At 69.8% G+C, this 18,037-nt stretch carries 15 protein-coding genes and 1 other RNA gene; 15 read left to right on the top strand and 1 reads right to left on the bottom strand.

Annotation, left to right across the window (positions count from 1 at the left end; all coding sequences use genetic code 11):
* The first annotated feature begins 26 nt into the window (after positions 1-26).
* The 4 genes from ssrA (at position 27) to ACFXKZ_RS22455 (ending at position 5,208) form a co-directional block, all read left to right on the top strand.
* Positions 27-396, top strand: a transfer-messenger RNA (tmRNA) gene (ssrA, locus tag ACFXKZ_RS22440).
* A gap of 345 nt (positions 397-741) precedes the next feature.
* Positions 742-2,820, top strand: a complete 2,079-nt coding sequence (locus tag ACFXKZ_RS22445; protein WP_380002704.1) for a DUF262 domain-containing protein — start codon at positions 742-744, stop codon at positions 2,818-2,820.
* Positions 2,821-3,284: 464 nt separating this feature from the next.
* Positions 3,285-4,691, top strand: coding sequence for an NAD-dependent malic enzyme (locus ACFXKZ_RS22450; protein WP_380002705.1), 1,407 nt, complete (start codon positions 3,285-3,287; stop codon positions 4,689-4,691).
* A gap of 235 nt (positions 4,692-4,926) precedes the next feature.
* Positions 4,927-5,208, top strand: a complete 282-nt coding sequence (locus tag ACFXKZ_RS22455) for an HU family DNA-binding protein (protein WP_020553331.1) — start codon at positions 4,927-4,929, stop codon at positions 5,206-5,208.
* Positions 5,209-5,377: 169 nt separating this feature from the next.
* Here ACFXKZ_RS22455 and murA read toward each other — a convergent pair whose 3' ends face one another.
* Positions 5,378-6,721 carry a UDP-N-acetylglucosamine 1-carboxyvinyltransferase gene (gene murA / locus ACFXKZ_RS22460; protein ID WP_126643613.1) on the bottom strand — a complete coding sequence of 448 codons (1,344 nt, stop codon included), beginning with the start codon at positions 6,719-6,721 and terminating at the stop codon, positions 5,378-5,380.
* A gap of 151 nt (positions 6,722-6,872) precedes the next feature.
* Between murA and ACFXKZ_RS22465 the strand changes: the two genes are divergently transcribed.
* From ACFXKZ_RS22465 to ACFXKZ_RS22515, 11 genes are all read left to right on the top strand, one after another.
* Positions 6,873-7,259 carry a hypothetical protein gene (locus ACFXKZ_RS22465; RefSeq protein WP_380002706.1) on the top strand — a complete coding sequence of 129 codons (387 nt, stop codon included), beginning with the start codon at positions 6,873-6,875 and terminating at the stop codon, positions 7,257-7,259.
* Between the two features lie 5 nt (positions 7,260-7,264).
* On the top strand, positions 7,265-7,822 hold the full coding sequence (locus ACFXKZ_RS22470) for a YqgE/AlgH family protein (RefSeq protein WP_078977041.1): 558 nt from the start codon (positions 7,265-7,267) through the stop codon (positions 7,820-7,822).
* Between the two features lie 111 nt (positions 7,823-7,933).
* The gene (locus tag ACFXKZ_RS22475) at positions 7,934-8,248 is read left to right on the top strand and encodes a DUF3039 domain-containing protein (RefSeq protein WP_126643614.1); all 315 of its coding nucleotides are present in this window, start codon (positions 7,934-7,936) and stop codon (positions 8,246-8,248) included.
* 273 nt (positions 8,249-8,521) lie between these two features.
* Positions 8,522-9,355 (top strand): FAD binding domain-containing protein, encoded by an 834-nt coding sequence (locus ACFXKZ_RS22480; protein ID WP_380003144.1) that lies wholly within the window; start codon positions 8,522-8,524, stop codon positions 9,353-9,355.
* Entirely contained in the window at positions 9,352-9,933 is a 582-nt protein-coding gene (locus ACFXKZ_RS22485; protein ID WP_380002707.1) for a (2Fe-2S)-binding protein, read from the top strand. Before ACFXKZ_RS22480 ends, ACFXKZ_RS22485 begins: the two co-directional genes overlap by 4 nt.
* A 13-nt stretch (positions 9,934-9,946) precedes the next feature.
* On the top strand, positions 9,947-12,118 hold the full coding sequence (locus ACFXKZ_RS22490; protein WP_380002708.1) for a xanthine dehydrogenase family protein molybdopterin-binding subunit: 2,172 nt from the start codon (positions 9,947-9,949) through the stop codon (positions 12,116-12,118).
* A 143-nt stretch (positions 12,119-12,261) separates the two neighbouring features.
* Positions 12,262-13,674: an MFS transporter gene (locus tag ACFXKZ_RS22495; protein ID WP_380002709.1), complete on the top strand. Its 1,413-nt coding sequence runs from the start codon at positions 12,262-12,264 to the stop codon at positions 13,672-13,674.
* 130 nt (positions 13,675-13,804) lie between these two features.
* Positions 13,805-14,377: a hypothetical protein gene (locus ACFXKZ_RS22500; protein WP_380002710.1), complete on the top strand. Its 573-nt coding sequence runs from the start codon at positions 13,805-13,807 to the stop codon at positions 14,375-14,377.
* Positions 14,350-14,535, top strand: a complete 186-nt coding sequence (locus ACFXKZ_RS22505; protein ID WP_380002711.1) for a hypothetical protein — start codon at positions 14,350-14,352, stop codon at positions 14,533-14,535. Before ACFXKZ_RS22500 ends, ACFXKZ_RS22505 begins: the two co-directional genes overlap by 28 nt.
* Before the next feature lie 235 nt (positions 14,536-14,770).
* Positions 14,771-16,552: a DEAD/DEAH box helicase gene (locus ACFXKZ_RS22510; protein ID WP_380002712.1), complete on the top strand. Its 1,782-nt coding sequence runs from the start codon at positions 14,771-14,773 to the stop codon at positions 16,550-16,552.
* 723 nt (positions 16,553-17,275) lie between these two features.
* A complete protein-coding gene (locus tag ACFXKZ_RS22515; RefSeq protein WP_078979460.1) occupies positions 17,276-17,947 on the top strand; it encodes an IclR family transcriptional regulator in 672 nt (223 codons plus the stop codon).
* Positions 17,948-18,037 lie beyond the last annotated feature (90 nt).

An 18,037-nucleotide genomic window follows, 5' to 3' on the forward strand; every position in this document is an offset into this window, starting at 1 on the left:
TCGGGTGGTTGCTTGAAAATTCAATAGGGGGTGATCGGTTTCGACTGCGGCTGTCGAAGCAGAGGAAGCGAGCCGAGGAAGCGACAATGATCTCGTTAACCATATGTCGCAAACAAATAATCGCCGATACCAAGCGCGATTCCTTCGCCCTCGCTGCCTAAGCGAGTATCCGAAGGTGTCAGACCGGGTGCGTCCCCGCCCCGGACCCTGGCATAATCTAGGGGACTTCACCGCCCGACCCGGTTACGGGGTCGTTCGGGACAAAAAACAGTAACTGGGCCCGTCGGTGTCTTGTCCACGTGAACACCGGGGCCGAGAAAATCATTGTGGACTGCGCTCGGAGAAGCTCTGGTTCCGCACCGTAGGACGCGGGTTCAATTCCCGCCACCTCCACCCCTGTTGAAAAGTATCGAAGCGAAGAGCCCGGTGTGCCTGCACACCGGGCTCTTTCGCGGTCTCTGGCACTTCCTGGAACATCCTGGCTTGCGGGCCCTCCGGACAAGCCCGGCCGACAGCCGTCGGGTGCCCGTCGACGGCCCCATCCTCGTCGTCGGCAGAGTTCTGCTCACCGATGCTGGCCGAGTCTCACTTTCCTGCCCCACCCGGCCCGGCGTCGTGGTTGGATCGACGTTCAAACCCTTGCCGAGCAAGAGGCACTTGGACAGGCGGATGCCGGCAGCGGTGGGTAGTGTGCGCGCCCGAGGACATGCGCGCTACGAATGATGGGGGGCGGGGCACGCGGTGGATGCGAACCCGAAGACTTTGCACGGGCTGTTCGGCGCAGACTTGCGTCTTGTCGTACCGGTCTTCCAGCGGCCTTATGTGTGGACCGAAGACCGGAACTGGCGTCCCCTGTGGGAGGACGTCGCCGCGTTGGTGCATCGAAGGCTCTCAGGCGAAGAGGTCCACCCTCACTTCCTCGGCGCCGTGGTACTGGATCAACTTCCGACGCCCACCGGATCGATGCCCGCCCGCCTGGTCATCGACGGGCAACAACGTCTGACAACCCTTCAAATCCTGCTGGCCGCCGTCCGGGACGTTGCCCGGGAACTCGAAATCCCCAAGATGTACGGCAGCGTGCTGGACAAGCTCACCGTCAACGAAGACGAGCTGACGGACGACCCGCACGCGGGCTACAAGGTATGGCCTACAAACATCGACAGATCACCGTTTCAAGCGGTCATGGACGGTCGTCTGCGGCGAGCCGTGGACGTTGCCGTCCCGGTCGGAGCGGGTGATCCCGTGATCGTTCAGGCCTACCGGTTCTTCTTCAACCGGGCCATCGAATGGGCGGACGAGCTCAGCTACGAGGATCGACTGATAGAGGGCTTCGATGCGCTGGTTCGTATCCTCCGGGAGAAGTTCGAGGTCATCGTCATCGACCTCACGCCCAACGACAACGCGCAGGTCATCTTCGAGGCCCTGAACGACCGCGGTACGCCCTTGCAAGCCTCCGACCTGGTGAAGAACCTGCTCTTTCAGCGAGCCGAGGAGCAAGGCCTACCGGTCGAGGATCTGCACCGCGATGTCTGGTCGGCGTTGGAAACGCCCGATTGGCGCAAAGAGGTCCGCCAAGGGCGTCTCAAGCGCCCTCGGCTGGACGTTTTCCTTACCCAGTACCTCACCAGCGAAGTCGCCGAAGAGGTCTTGGCCCCCGAGCTCTTTCTCACCTTCCGCACTTACGTGAAGAAGTCCGACGCGGAGCTGGACGTCCTTATGCGGCACCTGGTGTCTCGGGCCGCCGTGTACCAGCGCCTGACGGCGGACAAGCATCCCGCCACGCCCGAGGGTCGGTTCCTTCGCAACATCGGGATCCTGGACACCAACACCGTCATCCCGGTCCTCCTGTGGCTCGTGACCCGCTTCGACGAGCAGGAACGAGCTCAGGCCGTGGCCGCCTTGGACTCCTACCTCATGCGGCGCACGGTCTGTCGGCAGACGACCAAGAACTACAACCGCCTTTTCCTCGACCTGCTCAAGGAACTGAAGGCAAAGGACGATCCAGCCGTCGTGGAAGACTTCCTGTTGCGACAGGGCGCCGATTCCGGGTTCTGGCCCGGGAACGCAGATATTCGATACGTCTTCCGTACGCAACCGCTGTACGGGAAGCTCACCCAGACTCGCGTACGATTGCTCTTTGCCGAACTGGAGGATGCTCTCTACGAGGGCAAGACGGAACGGCTCGTCTATGATGGCGAGTTGACTGTCGAACATCTGCTGCCACAGACATGGGAACGGTACTGGTCTCTGCCGCAGACGGATGTCGAAGCGTATGAGCGCAGGCAATCCCTCCTCCATACCGCAGGCAATCTGACCCTGTTGACTCGCAAGCTGAATCCGGCCGTCTCGAACGGACCTTGGTCGGACAAGCGCCGCGAAATTCTGCTACACAGTGCCCTTTCGCTCAATCGTTCGCTGCCCGCGCAATGGAACGAGGAGCTGATCATTGCCCGAGCCGACCACTTGGCCGAGGCGTTTTGCCGCCGCTGGCCGCGCGCGTCCGGTGACGCGACCTCCCGGATGGTTCCCGCCCCATCGACTGGCTCGGAACCCCACACGACCGGGGTGCCTGGTGGGCCATCGGCGGTGGGAGTCCCCAAGCCGCGGCGCGATGTGGCCCGGCACATCCAGGAGGCTTTCGCCGGTCTGTCCACCGGTGCCGTACTCACGGTTCGGGAAATCGTTGCGGCGCGCACGAGTCAGTACGACGCCGGCGAGATCAGTGCCGGAGCCGTTTCCTTCAGGCTTCGCGCCGACAACGTCCCCGGTATACGGGCGCTTCGCGATGCACATCCGATGGCGGCCAGGAAAATCGGCTGAATATGCGCACACGCCATGCCGGTCTACCAAATGCGGTCGGCGGACGCGTGTACGGGTGCTCGGAAGGCCGGGCCGGGCGGAGAGCGGACGACGTGTTGTCGTGATCGGATGATCCGAGAGCCGGCCCGAACAAAAGCGGTGGTCCCAAGGACCACCGCTTTCGCCATGTCGAGGACACCGACCCGCCAATGCTCGCCTCTCGGCAAGTGGTCCCTCGTAGGGACTAATGGTTGGGCCCGGGGGCTTGGATCGAGCCGGTGTCGTCCACCAGCGTAACCGACCCTCCCGCCGGCGCCGGGAGATCGGCGAAGGACGAGGATCACAGTTTGCGTGGTCGGGGGGTCCGGGTAAGGCGGGCTCCCGGTCGCCCCGGCCGGCACGCCCATGTCCACGAAGTGAGACCATCGGGGGCGATGCGACCTCGGCGGAGACGGGCGTCGCAGCGATCGGAGGAGAAAGAGTTCATGCCCGCAGCGCCCAGCGCCTCGTACTCGATCACGGCTCGACTGGAGGTCCCCGCAGGGGGTCCGTCGGTCAGTCGGCTCACCAACACGGTGGAATCCGCCGGGGGGTCGATCACCGCCCTCGACGTCACCGCGTCCGGCCACGAGCGCCTGCGGATCGACGTCACGATCGCCGCGACCTCGACCGATCACGCCGACCGGCTCGTGGAGGCGATCCGCGAGATCGAGGGCGTCACCCTCGGCAAGGTCTCGGACCGCACCTTCCTGATGCACCTCGGCGGCAAGATCGAGATGCAGTCCAAGCACCCGATCCGCAACCGCGACGACCTCTCGATGGTCTACACCCCGGGCGTGGCGCGGGTGTGCCTGGCCATCGCGGAGAACCCCGACGACGCGCGCCGGCTGACCATCAAGCGCAACACCGTCGCGGTGGTCACCGACGGCTCCGCAGTGCTCGGCCTGGGCAACATCGGCCCCAAGGCCGCGCTGCCGGTCATGGAGGGCAAGGCGGCCCTGTTCAAGCGCTTCGCGGGGATCGACGCGTGGCCGATCTGCCTGGACACCCAGGACCCGGACGAGATCGTCCGGGCCGTGCAGGTGATGGCGCCGGGCTTCGCCGGGATCAACCTTGAGGACATCTCCGCGCCGCGCTGCTTCGAGATCGAGCGTCGGCTGCGCGAGACGCTGGACATCCCGGTCTTCCACGACGACCAGCACGGCACCGCGATCGTGGTGCTCGCGGCGCTCACCAACGCGCTGCGGGTGGTCGGCAAGAAGATCCAGGACGTGCGCATCGTCATGTCGGGCGCGGGCGCGGCCGGCACCGCCATCCTCAAGCTGCTCCTCTCCGCGGGCGCGGCCCACGTGGTGGTCGCGGACGTGCGCGGCGTGGTGCACACCGGGCGCGAGGACCTGGGTACGGACCTGCGCTGGATCGCCGAACACACCAACGAGCAGGGCCTGACCGGCACGCTCAAGGAGGCCGTGGTCGGTGCGGACGTCTTCGTGGGCGTGTCGGCGCCGAACGTACTCGACGGCTCCGACATCGCCGCGATGGCCGCCGACTCGATCGTGTTCGCGCTGGCCAACCCCGATCCCGAGGTGGACCCGGCGGCGGCCCTGGAGCACGCCGCGGTGGTCGCCACCGGGCGCAGCGACTTCCCCAACCAGATCAACAACGTGCTGGTCTTCCCGGGCGTCTTCCGCGGTCTGGTGGACGCGCAGAGCCGGCACATCAGCGACGACATGCTGCTCGCGGCCGCGCGGGCGCTGGCGTCGGTGGTCTCCGACGACGAAGTGAACCCGAACTACATCATCCCGAGCGTTTTCCACCCGGAGGTCTCCTCGGTGGTCGCCGCGGCGGTGCGGGACGCGGTGTTGGCGGAGCGTCAGAACCCTGCGGGATGATCGTCGTACTGTCGGTCCGTATCCCGGTTGCGGGGCCCCCCGAACGGCCCCGTAATCTGCCGGAACCGCGAAATCACGGGGCTTTCCCAGTGATTTGGCGTGTCCTTGATTAGCTTCCGGGCATGGATGAGTGCAGGATTCGTCCCCGGGGCAAGAACAGCGAGTTGGACTGAACCACGTTTGCGACCACGTTCCGTGGTCGTCGGCGGAGGTCAGCAAGACACGGGAGTGACACATGAACCGCAGTGAGCTGGTGGCCGCCCTCGCGGAGCGCGCCGACGTGACCCGCAAGGACGCGGACGCCGTACTGAGCGCGCTCGCCGACGTGGTCGGCGAGATCGTCGCCAAGGGCGACGAGAAGGTCTCGATCCCGGGCTTCCTCACCTTCGAGCGCACCCACCGTGCCGCCCGCACCGCGCGGAACCCGCAGACCGGCGACCCGATCGACATCCCCGCCGGCTACGGCGTCAAGGTTTCGGCGGGCTCGAAGCTCAAGGCCGCGGCCTCGGGCAAGTAAGTCCGTAGCAGCCCCGGTGGAAACCGGAAGGGCGGCTTCCCTCGCTGGGGAAGCCGCCCTTCCGGCGTCGTGGGACCCGAGCGGCCCTACGCGGCCCTCCTCGGGCCCCTGAGACCCCGGGAAGGGGCCATCGTGATCCGAGGGGCCGCGGCAAACGGCCGACGAACGGCTAGGCGACGCTCTCGGCGACCCGCATGGGCAGCTCCACGCGGGCGCCCAGGGCCTCCAGCTTGGCCTGGAAGTCCTCGTAGCCGCGCTCGATCAGGTCGATGCCGGTGACCCGCGAGGTGCCCTCCGCGGCGAGCGCGGCGATCAGGTACGAGAAACCGGCCCGCAGGTCCGGGATGTCCAGGTCGGTGGCGTGCAGCTTGGCCGGCCCGGAGATGACCGCGGAGTGCTGGAAGTTGCGCTGGCCGAACCGGCAGGGCGTACCGCCCAGGCACTCGCTGTAGAGCTGGATCGTGGCGCCCATCTGGTTCAGCGCCGAGGTGAAGCCGAGCCGCCGCTCGTACACCGTCTCGTGCACGATGGACAGGCCCGTGGCCTGGGTCAGCGCGACCACCAGCGGCTGCTGCCAGTCGGTCTGGAAGCCGGGGTGCACGTCGGTCTCCAGGGCGATCGCGTTCAGCGGCCCGCCCGGGTGCCAGAAGCGGATGCCCTCGTCGTCGATCGAGAACGCGCCGCCGACCTGCCGGAAGACGTTCAGGAAGGTCATCATGTCCAGCTGGCGTGCGCCGCGGACGTAGATGTCACCGTGCGTGGCCAGCGCCGCGCAGGCCCAGGACGCGGCCTCCAGCCGGTCCGGCAGGGCGCGGTGGTCGTAGCCGCCGAGCTTGGCGACGCCCGTGATTCGGATCACCCGGTCGGTGGTGACCGAGATGATCGCGCCCATCTTCTGGAGCACGCAGATCAGATCTATGATCTCCGGCTCCACCGCCGCGTTGGACAACTCGGTGGTGCCCTCCGCGCGCACCGCCGCGAGCAGCACCTGCTCGGTGGCGCCCACGCTGGGGAACGGCAGCCGCACCTTCGCGCCCTCGAGGCCGTTGGGCGCCTCGATGTAGAGCCCCTCGGGGCGCTTGGTGATCACCGCGCCGAACTCGCGCAGCACGCTCAGGTGGAAGTCGATCGGCCGGTCGCCGATCATGCAGCCGCCCAGGTCCGGGATGAACGCGCGGCCGAGGCGGTGCAGCAGCGGGCCGCAGAGCAGGATCGGGATCCGGCTGGAGCCGGCGTGCGCGTCGATGTCCGCGACGTTGGCCTGTTCCACCTGGGTGGGGTCCATCAGCAGTTCGCCGGGCTCGTCGCCGTCGCGCACCGCGACACCGTGCAGTTGCAGCAGGCCCTTGACGATGCGTACGTCGCTGATCTCCGGGACGTTGCGCAGTCGGCTCGGCGCCTCGCCCAGGAGTGCGGCCACCATCGCCTTGGGCACCAGGTTCTTGGCGCCCTTGACCCGAACCTCGCCTTCCAGCGGGGAACCGCCGTGAACCAAGAGCACGTCGTCTTGCATGAATCCTCGCACTTCTGTGGGTGCCGGAACCGACAGGGAAGATGGGCCGACAGCGCTACACGGTAGTCGGATCCGCATCGGGCCCGTGGCGGGTTGTGGTGCCGAAGGGCCCGGGGAGAAGGGTCTTTGGGCCCGTGGACGAGGAGTGGGGATGGCCGGGGGAACGAGGGGCGGCAGGCTCGCGTACTGCGCGTTCGTGGTGGCGGTGCTGGTGAATCTCTACCTCCTGTTCAATCCCGGCAGTCCGGGTGACCCGGCGCCGTTCGTTCCACATCGTGACAAGATCGTGCATTTTCTCTCCTTCGCCGCCATTGCCTGGACGGGTCGGCGTGTCGGAATCGGTGCGCTGCCGCTCGGCGTGCTGCTCGTGGGGCACGCGGTGGAGAGCGAGCTGATCCAGCACTTCCTGCTGCCGCACCGCAGCGGCGACCCGTTCGATGTGCTCGCGGACGTATGCGGGATGGGCGCCGGACTCGCTCTCGCCGGCCGACTTCCTCGCCGGGCGGCACACTCTGACGCGGCGGTTGCGGGATCATGAGCCCTATGACCGAGGTATCGCTCACCGGACGCCTGCTCGTGGCCACGCCCGCGCTGGCCGATCCGAACTTCGACCGGTGTGTGGTCTTCCTCCTGGAGCACGACGAGGACGGCACCCTCGGCGTGGTGATCAACCGACCCAGCCCGGTGGACGTCGACGACGTGCTCGTGCCCTGGTCCAAGATCGTCAGCGAGCCGTCGGTGGTGTTCCAGGGCGGGCCGGTCGCGATGGACTCGGCGCTGGCCATCGCCTCTGTGCCGGGCGGCGCGGAGCCGCTGGGGTGGCGTCGGGTGCACGGCGGTCTCGGGCTGGTGGACCTGGACGTGCCGCCGGAGCTGGTGGCCGCCGACTTCGGGTCGATGCGGGTCTTCGCGGGTTATGCGGGGTGGGGTCCCGGGCAGTTGGAGACCGAGTTGCGGTCGGGCGCGTGGTACGTGGTCGACTCCGAGCCGGGCGACGCCTTCACGCCGACGCCGGATCGGTTGTGGCGGGCGGTACTGCGGCGGCAGGTGGGCGAGTTGGCCATGGTCGCCACGTACCCGGAGGACCCGACGCTGAATTAGCGCGGTTGTGGGGGTGGTCGGAGGGGTGGCCGCAGGGGTGGTCACGCGCGGGCTCGGCGCTCGTGCGCACGCGCCGATCGATGCGGTCGGCGTCTGGCTATCCTGGTGGGTATGACCACTCCCCAGAGCTTCCCGGAGCCGGAGCACGGGACGGGCACCGGCACGCTGATCGAGGAGACGCCGAAGCTCTCCCACGGCGACGGTGACCACGAACGCTTCGCGCACTACGTCCAGCGCGACAAGATCATGGAAAGCGCGATGTCCGGGAGCCCGGTCATCGCCCTTTGCGGGAAGGTCTGGGTACCGGGTCGCGACCCGAAGAAGTACCCGGTCTGCCCGATGTGCAAGGAGATCTACGAGACCATGCCTGCGGGCGGGTCGGGTGACAAGGACAAGAGCGGTGGCAAGAGCGGCGGCAAGCAGTAGCGGTCGCGGTAGCGGCAACAACAGTCGCTGAGGTGTGCGTGGGGCGTCGGCCGATTCGGTCGGCGCCTCTTGCGTTGCGTAGCGTCGTGGCTCGGGTGGGTGCGGGTGGTGCCGGTCGGGGTGGGATTCGACGCGCTTTTCACCCGTTGTGTTTTGGTTCCGGGGCCCGGTTCACCGGGTGGGGTTTCGGGTTGGCTCAAATCTCGGCCGGGTCCGCTCGTTTCGTGGCCGCGTGGCAATAGGGTGGGCGGCGCTGTGGACGCGACGATCTTGATGCCGTTGTCGCTCGACGAGGCCGTGGACGCCCTCGCGCGCGATCCCCGGGCACTGCCGGTGGCCGGGGGGACCGACCTCATGCCCCGTGTCAACGCCGAACTGGTGCGACCGTCGGCCCTGGTGGGCCTGGCGAAGGTCGCCGACCTGCGGCGATGGGGTTACGAGGACGGTTTCGCCATGCTCGGCGCCGGGCTTACCTGGGCCCGGCTCGCGGACGCGGACCTGGCGGCGCTCGTCCCGGCGCTGGCCGCCGCCGCCAACGAGGTGGGCACCGCGCAGGTCCGCGCGATGGGCACGCTCGGCGGCAACATCCTCGCGAGCGGCCGACCCGCCGACTCGCTGCCCGTACTCGCGGCCCTGGAGGCCACCGTGTCGTGCCGTTCGCCCGGCGGGGTGCGCGAGGTCGCACCGCACCTGCTCGAACCCCGGTCCGGTCCGATCGCCGAACAGCTGTTGCGGCCGGGGGAGTTGATCACCGGAGTACGGGTGCCGCTGCTGCGTGGGGTACAGGAGTTCGTCAAGGCGCCGGTGGGCGCGGGCCGCTATCTGACCCTGGCCCTGGTGGCCGGGCCCGTGGTCGGCGACGTGCGCTGCGCGGTCGGCGGGGCGCACCCCGGGCCGGTGCGCGCGTTCGAGGCCGAGCGGTGGTTGGCGGGGCGGATGGACGCGCGTACCGGGCGGCTCGCGGACGGGCGCGACGCGGCCGACTTCGGCCGGCTCGTCGCCGACGAGGTGCGCCCCGATGCCGAGCAGCGGGCCGCCCGGGCGCATCTGCGGCACGTGGTCGCGGTGTGCGCGCGGCGCGCGGTACAACGGGCGTTCGGCGGATGAGCGGGCCCGGATTCGGGGACGTCCTCGGGGGTGACACGAACCCGACGACGTCGTACGTGCTGCGGGTCAACGGCGAGGCCCGGCTGATCGAGAACGCCTGGATCGGCGAGAACCTGCTGTACGTGCTGCGCGAGCGGCTCGGCCTGCCCGGCGCCAAGGACGGCTGCGGGCAGGGCGTGTGCGGCACCTGCACCGTGCAGTTGGACGGGGTGGCGGTGGCCGCGTGCCTGATCGCCGCGGCCACGCTGGGCGATCGTGAGGTCCGCACCATCGAGGACCTGGACAACGACCCGGAGACCGCCGACGTACAGCGCGCGCTGATCGAGGCCGGCGCGGTGCAGTGCGGGTTCTGCGTGCCGGGCGTGGTCGCGTCGGTGTGCGCGCTGCTGGCCCGGGCGCCCGAGCCGAGCGAGGTGGAGATCCGGCGGGCGCTCGACGGGCACCCGTGTCGGTGTGCGGGGCCGCATCCGATGGTGGACGCGGTGCGGATCGCGGCGCGCCGGCGGGTGCCGCGGGAGACCCACTCGACGATGATGTTCAACGTGATCGCGCCGCCGACGTCCGGCGGCGCCGAGTGAGCGGGCGGACCCGGTGATCGGCGAATCCGCGCCGCGCCCCGACGGCGACGCCAAGGCCCGGGGGCGGTTCTCGTACACCGGCGACCTGTGGGCGCCGGGGCTGCTGTGGTGCGTGCTGGTGCGCTCGCCGCATCGGCACGCGCGGATCCTGGGCATCGACGCCGGGGCGGCCTACGCGGTGCCGGGGGTGCGCGGTGTGGTCACCGCCGCCGACCTGCCCGCCGGGGCGTGCCACGGGGCGATCGTGGCGGATCGGCCGGTCCTGGCCGACGGTGTGGTGCGGTTCGCCGGGGAGGCGGTCGCGGCGGTGGCGGCGGAGACGTTGCAGGCGGCGCGGGCCGGCGCCGCGGCGGTGCTGGTGTCGTATCAGCCGCTGGAGCCGGCCGTCGACCCCGAACACGCCTTCGCGGGGCCGCCGTTGCATCCGGACGGGAACGTGCTGCGGCACATCGCGTTGCGGCACGGGCGGCCGGTCAGGGTGCGTCGGGACGGTACGCCCGTGGAGGAGGTGGTGGTCGAGGGGCTGTACGAGGTGCCGGCGCAATATCAGGCCAATCCGGCCACCGACGCCGCGCTTGCGCTGCCCTCGCCCGACGGCGGGGTCGAGTTGCACGTGGCCACGCCGTATCCGCACGCGGACCGCGATCAGGTCGCCGAGTGTCTGGGACTGCCGGCCGGGATGGTCCGGCTGATGCCCACCGGCGCGGGCGGCTCCGGGGGCAGCCGCGAGGACGTCGGACTGACCGCCGTGGTGGGGCTGTTGGCGCTGCGCACGGGGCGACCGGTCAAGGCGGTGCTCGATCGGGACGAGTCGCTGCGCGCGGGTGGGCATCGGCACGCGGCGCGGATGAAGTACACGCATCGGGCGGACCGGGACGGGCGGCTGCTCGCGGTGGAGGCGCAGATCATCCTGGACGGCGGTGCGTACGCCGGGGTGTCGGCGGAGGTGGTCGGGCGGTTGATCGGATGTGCGGCGGGGCCGTACATGGTGCCGTACGCGGCGGTGGATGCGTGGGCGGTGCGGACCAACAACGCGCCGGCCGGGGCGATGCGGGGGCCGGGCGCGGTGCAGGTGTGCTTCGCGCACGAGGCGCAGATGGACAAGCTGGCGGACGCGCTGGGGATGGACCCGGTGGAGCTGCGGCTGCGCAACGCGCTGAGCACCGGGACGATGTTGACGACGGGTCAGGTGCTGGACGGGCCGGTGCCGGTGGGGGCGGCGTTGCGGGCGGTGGCCGAGGCGGCGCCGCCGGCGGTGGCGCTCGCGCCGGGGACGTTGCGCGGGACGGGGTACGCGGTCGGGCTGATGCCGCTGCTCGGGATCGAGGGGGCCGACGAGTCGTCGACGGCGACGGTGCGGCTCGACGGCGGGGTGGTGACGGTGACGTGCGCGGCGGTCGAGGTCGGGCAGGGCTTCGTGACCCTGGTGCGGCAGATCGTCGACGAGGTGCTGGGGGTGCCGGACGCGATCGTGCTCCAGGCCGGGACCGCGCTGCCGACGGCGGGGGCGCCGGGGGTGGGGCGGCACACGTGGCTGACCGCGGGGGCGGTGGAGCAGGCGGCGCGGGAGATCCGGGAGCGGCTGTTGGCGCCGGTGGCGGCGCGGTACGGGATGACGGCGCGGTTGCTGGATGTGCGCGACGGGCGGATCCGGTCCTACGACGGGCTGATCGACCTGCCGGTGGATGTGATGTACGAGGACACGGCGACGGTGACCACGGCGGGCGCGTGTCGGGCGCCGAGCACGGAGCCGTTGGACGACGCGGGGCAGGGCAACGCGTACCCGGCGGTGGCGTTTTCGGCGTGTCGGGTGGTGGTGGACCTGGATCCGGAGCTGGGCACGATCCGGGTGGTGGACGTGACCGGGGCCTACGACGCGGGGCGGGTGCTGGATCCGGCGCAGGCCCGGGTGCGGGTGGAGAGTTCGGTGGCGATGGGGGTGGGGCTGGCGCTGACGGAGGACGCCGAGGCGGTGTGGGCGCCGCCCGGGCCGTGGGACGTACCGCCGGTGCGGGTCGCCGCGTGGATCGAGGAGCCCCAACCGGGCGCCCCCTTCGGCGCGAAGGGCCTCGGCGACGCCGCCATCGTCCCGGTCCCGGCCGCCCTGGCCGCAGCCGTCCGCGACGCCACCGGCCTGGAACTCCCCCGCCTCCCCATGCGCCCAAGAGACGTAGTGGTGGACTGACGACCCCCGCCGGCGCCGCCACGGGCAGACGCGGACCGCGCCCGTGTGCGCAGGGATGTGGCGCGCCTTGGGAGTGGTTCGTTGACAAGGTGGGGTGATTGCATTGATAAGTCGGTTGATATGACAGGGCCTAGGCTGTCTCGGTGACAGCCGTAGGGGAGTCGAAGTCCGCCGCACGACGTGGCGCCGCAGGATCCGAGGGGCGGGAGCCGGGGGTGTTGACCCGGCCCTACCGGCATCTGACGCTCGGGATCGTGTCGGTCGTCCTGTTGATCGCCTTCGAGGCGATGGCCGTGGGTACCGCGATGCCGGTGGCGGTTCGGGAACTGGACGGCGTGCAGCTGTACGCGCTGGCGTTCTCGAGCTTCTTCACCACCAGCCTGCTCGCCATGGTCGTCTCCGGCGAGTGGTGTGACGCGCGTGGACCGCGACTGCCGCTGTTCGGCGGGATCGGGGCGTTCGCCGCGGGCCTCGTACTCTCCGGCACCGCGCAGTCGATGTGGCCTTTCATCGTCGGCCGGGCCGTTCAGGGCCTCGGCGGCGGCCTGGTGATCGTGTCCCTGTACGTGGTGGTCGGCAAGGCGTACCCGTCCACGCTGCGCCCACGCGTGTTCTCGGCCTTCTCGGCGGCGTGGGTGCTGCCCTCGATCGTCGGGCCGCCGGTGTCCGGCCTGGTCACCGATCACCTCGGCTGGCGCTGGGTGTTTCTGGCGATCCCGGTGCTCGTGGTGTTGCCGATCGTGATGATGCTGCCGCAACTGGAGCGGATGGCGGGCGAGTCGGCTCCCGACGTACGGATGAACCGACGCCGCATCGGCGCGGCGGCCGGCGCCGCGCTGGGCGCGGGAATGCTGGAGTACGGCGGCCAGGACCTGGACGTGGTCGGCATACCGCTCCTGGTCGCGGGGACCGTGCTGATGGCCGTGACGGTGCCCCGGCTGCTGCCGACAGGCACGATGCGCGCGGTACGCGGCTTGCCGACGGTGATTTTGTCCCGGGGCGTGCTTGCGGGCGCGTTCTTCACGGTCGAGTCGTTCGTTCCGCTGATGCTGATCAGCGAACACGGGCTGTCCCCGACCGAGGCGGGCCTGACCCTGACGGTGGGGGCACTGTCCTGGGCGATCGGATCCTGGTACCAGGGTCGTTCGTCCCACGAGCGCCGCCCCGTCCTGGTCCGGGTCGGCTTCCTGTTCGTGGCGCTCGCGATCGCCGGAGCGCTGCTGGCGTTGCTGCCGGGCATGACCCCCTACACGGTCACCGCGGGGTGGTTCTTCGGCGGTATCGGCATGGGCCTGGCCGTCTCCTCGCTGAGCGTCCTGACCCTCGACCTGTCCACTCCGGAGGAATCCGGCACCAACTCCTCCTCCCTCCAGGTCGCCGACTCCCTCGGCACGATCGTCATGATCGGCATCTCCAACGCCGTCTTCGCCGCCCTCCACGCGGGTTCCGGCAAGGACGGCGGCGTCTTCGCCCTGATCTTCGCCATCATGCTCATCCTCGCCCTGGCGGGCACGTTCCTGCCCCCGCGAATCCGCCCCCGCCCCACCCGAAGCTGACCGAGAGCCCTCCGGCCCGGTTGCGAGCTCGTCGATCGGCGGTGGGATTCCGGATACGGACAGCGACCCCTGCGACTACCCTGAGTCCCGAGCGCGTGCGGTACCGCGCGCCATCGGGGATGGGGGCCTCATGCCGTTGCAACCGCGATTTCGCAGATCCGCCGGCTCGCAGCGGCGATTCGTCGACCGGGAAGAGGCCACGGCGGCCTTCGAGGCGGTGTGGACCGACGCCGGGGACGGCCTGCGCGTCGTGAACGTGACCGGTGTCGGCGGCATCGGGAAGTCGCGATTCCTGCGGGAGTGCCAGGCACGGTCGACGGCCGAGGCCCGCACCGTGCTGCTCGACCTGCAGATTCCCGCGCTGCGCGAACAGGACGCCGCGCTCGCGGTGTTACGGTCGGGCTTCGGCGCCCAGGGGGCCGCCTTCCCTCGCTACGACCTCGCCTACCTCGCGCTGTGGCAGCGCCTCCACCCGCACCTGCAGATCTCACTTGCCGACGTCGCGGCCCGCCGGCAGAGCGACGTCCTGGCCGATCTCGCGGACGCGGTGGGCGGCCGGACGAGGCCGAGGCGGTGCGCGGCGGCTGGCTCGCGGCGATGCCGGCCGACGTGCGGACGGCGGCCGCGGTGGATCTGCCCGTGTACATCCGGCACGAGCGGGTCAAGTCGGCCCTCGTGGACACCGTCCGGTACGCCAAGTTGATCGCGGCGGCGGTCGATCCGAGGACCGAGGCTCGCCTCGTTGCCTCGTTGACGACGAAGCTGAACCGGGCCAGGGCGGTCTGGGGCCTGGACGATCGGTTGGCCGGCGAGGAGACGCGCCGGATCCTGGGCGCACACGCCGCCGCCGTCGTGGAGTGACGTCGAGGCCGACACGTCGATCCGTCGAGGGCGGGGGGTTTGTCGGGACGCGCCTGGGACGTCGAGGTGGATGGGATTTGGGCGGGCGAAGGGCCTGGGGATTTGGGCGGAATCAGGGGTGAGCGGGGAGGTTTTGCCCGGGCGTGGGGTCGTGTTCGGAGGGCCCCGATGGGGCGCTCGGGTAGCCTGAGCGCTTGTCTTTGGTTGTCTTTCGGTCTGGAGCAGAGCCGTCGCAGTGAGTACCGCAGCCGCGTCCCATCTGTCCCCGGCCTTTCCCAACCGTGCCTCGTGGGGTACGGCGAACAAGTTGCGTGCTTGGCAGCAGGGGGCCCTTGATCGGTATCTGGAGCGGCAGCCTCGGGACTTTCTCGCGGTGGCCACGCCCGGTGCCGGGAAGACCACGTTCGCGTTGCGGATCGCCTCCGAGTTGTTGGATGCGCATGTGGTGCACCAGATCACCATCGTGGCGCCGACCGAGCATCTGAAGAAGCAGTGGGCCGAGGCCGCCGCGCGGATAGGGCTGCGGATCGATCCGAATTATTCGAGTTCGTCGGGGCCGGTCTCGCGGGAGTATCACGGCATCGCGGTTACCTACGCGGGTGTCGGTGTGCATCCGATGTTGCATCGGCGGCGGGTGGAGAACCGCAAGACGCTGGTGATCCTGGACGAGATCCACCACGCGGGCGACAGCAAGTCGTGGGGCGAGGCGTGCATGGAGGCGTTCGAGCCGGCCACCCGGCGGCTCGCGTTGACCGGTACGCCGTTTCGGTCGGACATCAACCCGATTCCGTTCGTGGCGTACGAGGAGGGCAAGGACGGCGTCAGGCGGTCGTCGGCCGACTACACCTATGGGTACGGCCACGCGCTTTCGGACGGCGTGGTGCGGCCGGTGATATTCCTGTCCTACTCCGGCGATCTGCGCTGGCGGACCAAGGCCGGGGACGAGATCGCGGCCTCGCTCGGCGAGCCGATGACCAAGGACGCGATCAGTCAGGCCTGGCGTACCGCGCTGGATCCGCAGGGGTCGTGGATGCCGCAGGTGTTGCGGGCCGCCGACAAGCGGTTGGGCGAGGTGCGCAAGGCCATTCCGGACGCGGGTGGTCTGGTGATCGCCACCGACCACGAGTCGGCTCGGGCGTACGCGCGGATGATTCGGGAGATCACCGGTCAGGGCGCGACGCTGGTGCTCTCCGACGACGCTGGCGCCTCGAAGAAGATCGAGGACTTCTCCGCCTCCGAGGAGCGCTGGATGGTCGCGGTGCGGATGGTGTCCGAGGGGGTGGACGTGCCTCGGCTGTCGGTGGGTGTGTTCGCGACGACGATCTCGACGCCGCTGTTCTTCGCGCAGGCCGTGGGGCGCTTCGTGCGGGCCCGCCGCCGTGGTGAGACCGCGTCGGTGTTCCTGCCCTCCGTGCCGACGCTGCTCCAGCACGCGAACGAGATGGAGATCGAGCGCGACCACGTGCTGGACCGCCCGAAGAAGGAAGGCGGGATGTACGACGAGGAGGACGCCCTCCTCGCCCAGGCCAACGCGCAGAAGGACGAGCCGGGACAGCAGGAGGAGTTCGCGTTCGAGGCGCTGGAGAGCGAGGCCCGGTTCGACCGGGTGTTGTTCGACGGCGCGGAGTTCGGGCTCCAGGCGCACGTGGGTAGCGAGGAGGAGCAGGAATACCTGGGGTTGCCCGGGCTGCTCGAACCCGACCAGGTGCAGATGTTGTTGCAGTCGCGCCAGGCCAAGCAGGTGGCCAAGAGCCGACGCCGGCCGGACCACGAGGCCGACCTGTCGGAGAAACCGGCCGACCAGCGCCCAGTGGTGACGCATCGTCAGATGACCGCGATGCGCAAGGAGCTCAACACGATGGTGGCCGCGTGGCACCACCGCACCGGGCAGACGCACGGGCAGATCCACAACGAGCTGCGGCGGGTGTGCGGCGGGCCGGCGGTGGCCCAGGCCTCGGCGGGGCAGTTGGAGGCGCGGATCGGGAAGATCCGGGAGTGGGCCACGTCGGGGCGGTGAGGCGGGGCGGGGCGTTGCGCCGAGGAGGGGTGGCGGGCCCGAGCCCTTGCCGGGGCCGGTGCCGGAGTCGGAGCCTCGAACTGCCCGAGCGCTCGTTTGAGCCCGAGCACTCGTCCGAGCGCGAGCCGGAGCCGCTGCCCCGGCCCGAGCTCCAGCCCGAGCCCTTGCCCCAGCCCGAGCACTCGCTCCAGTCCGAGCCGCGCGAGCCGGAGTTGAGCCCGGCGATGGGTGATCGCTCCGGGTGGGGCCGGTGATTTCGGGTCGATGGTGGCGGCTGGGATTGTCTTGATTTCGGTGATGGGGCGCGCTCGGCGGTCGGGGGACGGACTGGGTTTGATCTCAGGGGTTGGGACGCGGTGTCCGACTGGTGAGTACGGAGCTGCCCGGATGCCGCCGTGTGCGCAACGTGGCGAGGATCGCATGTTGTGGATTGGTTTATTTATGGTTTATGTCCTGATTCATCTGATATTTTAGCTGTCCGTATCCCGGATATCCGGTGCCAAAGCTTCCCCCTCTGGTTAGCGTGATCCTCTGACGCCTCGCACAGGAGAAACCGTCCTGCGTGGGCGTGGGAATCCGTTCGGCCTGCCCGCCGAATGGTGACGAGTACGTGTCCTGGCCCCATGATCTGGCGCCGCACAGCCTCGCGAATGTGGCGTTCCGTTCGGGGATCGAACGCCGCCGCTGGACGTAATGCAACGTCACGCGAAGGGAGGGGGGCCGGTGGTCGCCGAGACGTCACAGACCCTGGACCGAGGACTCAAGGTCCTCGAACTGCTCGCCGATGCCTCGGACGGTTTGTCGGTGTACGACATCACCGCCGCGCTGGGCGTCAACCGCACCGTCGTCTACCGCATTCTCGCCACCCTGGAGCAGCACGGCCTGGTCCGCCGCGACGAGAGCGGACGTACCAAGCTCGGCCTCGGTGCGCTGCAACTGGCCCGTCGGGCCCACCCGCTGGTTCGCGACGCGGCGGTGCCGTGTCTGCGTCGGCTCGCCGAGGAGACCGGGGCCACCGCGCACCTGACCATCGTGGACGGCATGGAGGCCCTCGTGGTCGCCGTGGCCGAACCCACCTGGACCGACTACCACGTGGCCTACCGGGTCGGCTCGCGGCACGCGCTGGACGCGGGTGCTGCGGGGTTGGCGATCCTGGCCGCGCGTCGGGTGATGGCCGGGCTGGACGGGCCCAGGTCCTATGTGTACGCCCCGGGCGACGGTCGGAACACGGTGCCGGGGATCGCCGCGGCGGTGCCGGATCTGGCGGCGGTGGAATCGAGCGTCGGGATCGTCTCGCTCGGCAACCTGGACACCGAACGCCTGGGGCGTCGGGTGGCCGAGGCGGCGGCCGAACTGTCCAACGAACTGGGCGGCGTGCGGGTGTCCGCGGCGTAGGGTCGGGGTCGGGGCGGTGCCTGTGGGGTGGCCGTGGGACGCCTGCGGAGGCGGTGAGGCGAGTCCGGTACGGCGCGTGCGGTCGCGCCG

The organism is Embleya sp. NPDC059237, from assembly GCF_042754105.1.
Lineage (GTDB): Bacteria > Actinomycetota > Actinomycetes > Streptomycetales > Streptomycetaceae > Embleya.

Coding starts and splice junctions, on each gene's coding strand:
- ACFXKZ_RS22450 (WP_380002705.1), top strand. CDS start 3,285: ATGCCCGCAGCGCCCAGCGCCTCGTACTCGATCACGGCTCGACTGGAG.
- ACFXKZ_RS22455 (WP_020553331.1), top strand. CDS start 4,927: ATGAACCGCAGTGAGCTGGTGGCCGCCCTCGCGGAGCGCGCCGACGTG.
- murA (WP_126643613.1), bottom strand. CDS start 6,721: ATGCAAGACGACGTGCTCTTGGTTCACGGCGGTTCCCCGCTGGAAGGC.
- ACFXKZ_RS22465 (WP_380002706.1), top strand. CDS start 6,873: ATGGCCGGGGGAACGAGGGGCGGCAGGCTCGCGTACTGCGCGTTCGTG.
- ACFXKZ_RS22470 (WP_078977041.1), top strand. CDS start 7,265: ATGACCGAGGTATCGCTCACCGGACGCCTGCTCGTGGCCACGCCCGCG.
- ACFXKZ_RS22475 (WP_126643614.1), top strand. CDS start 7,934: ATGACCACTCCCCAGAGCTTCCCGGAGCCGGAGCACGGGACGGGCACC.
- ACFXKZ_RS22480 (WP_380003144.1), top strand. CDS start 8,522: ATGCCGTTGTCGCTCGACGAGGCCGTGGACGCCCTCGCGCGCGATCCC.
- ACFXKZ_RS22485 (WP_380002707.1), top strand. CDS start 9,352: ATGAGCGGGCCCGGATTCGGGGACGTCCTCGGGGGTGACACGAACCCG.
- ACFXKZ_RS22500 (WP_380002710.1), top strand. CDS start 13,805: ATGCCGTTGCAACCGCGATTTCGCAGATCCGCCGGCTCGCAGCGGCGA.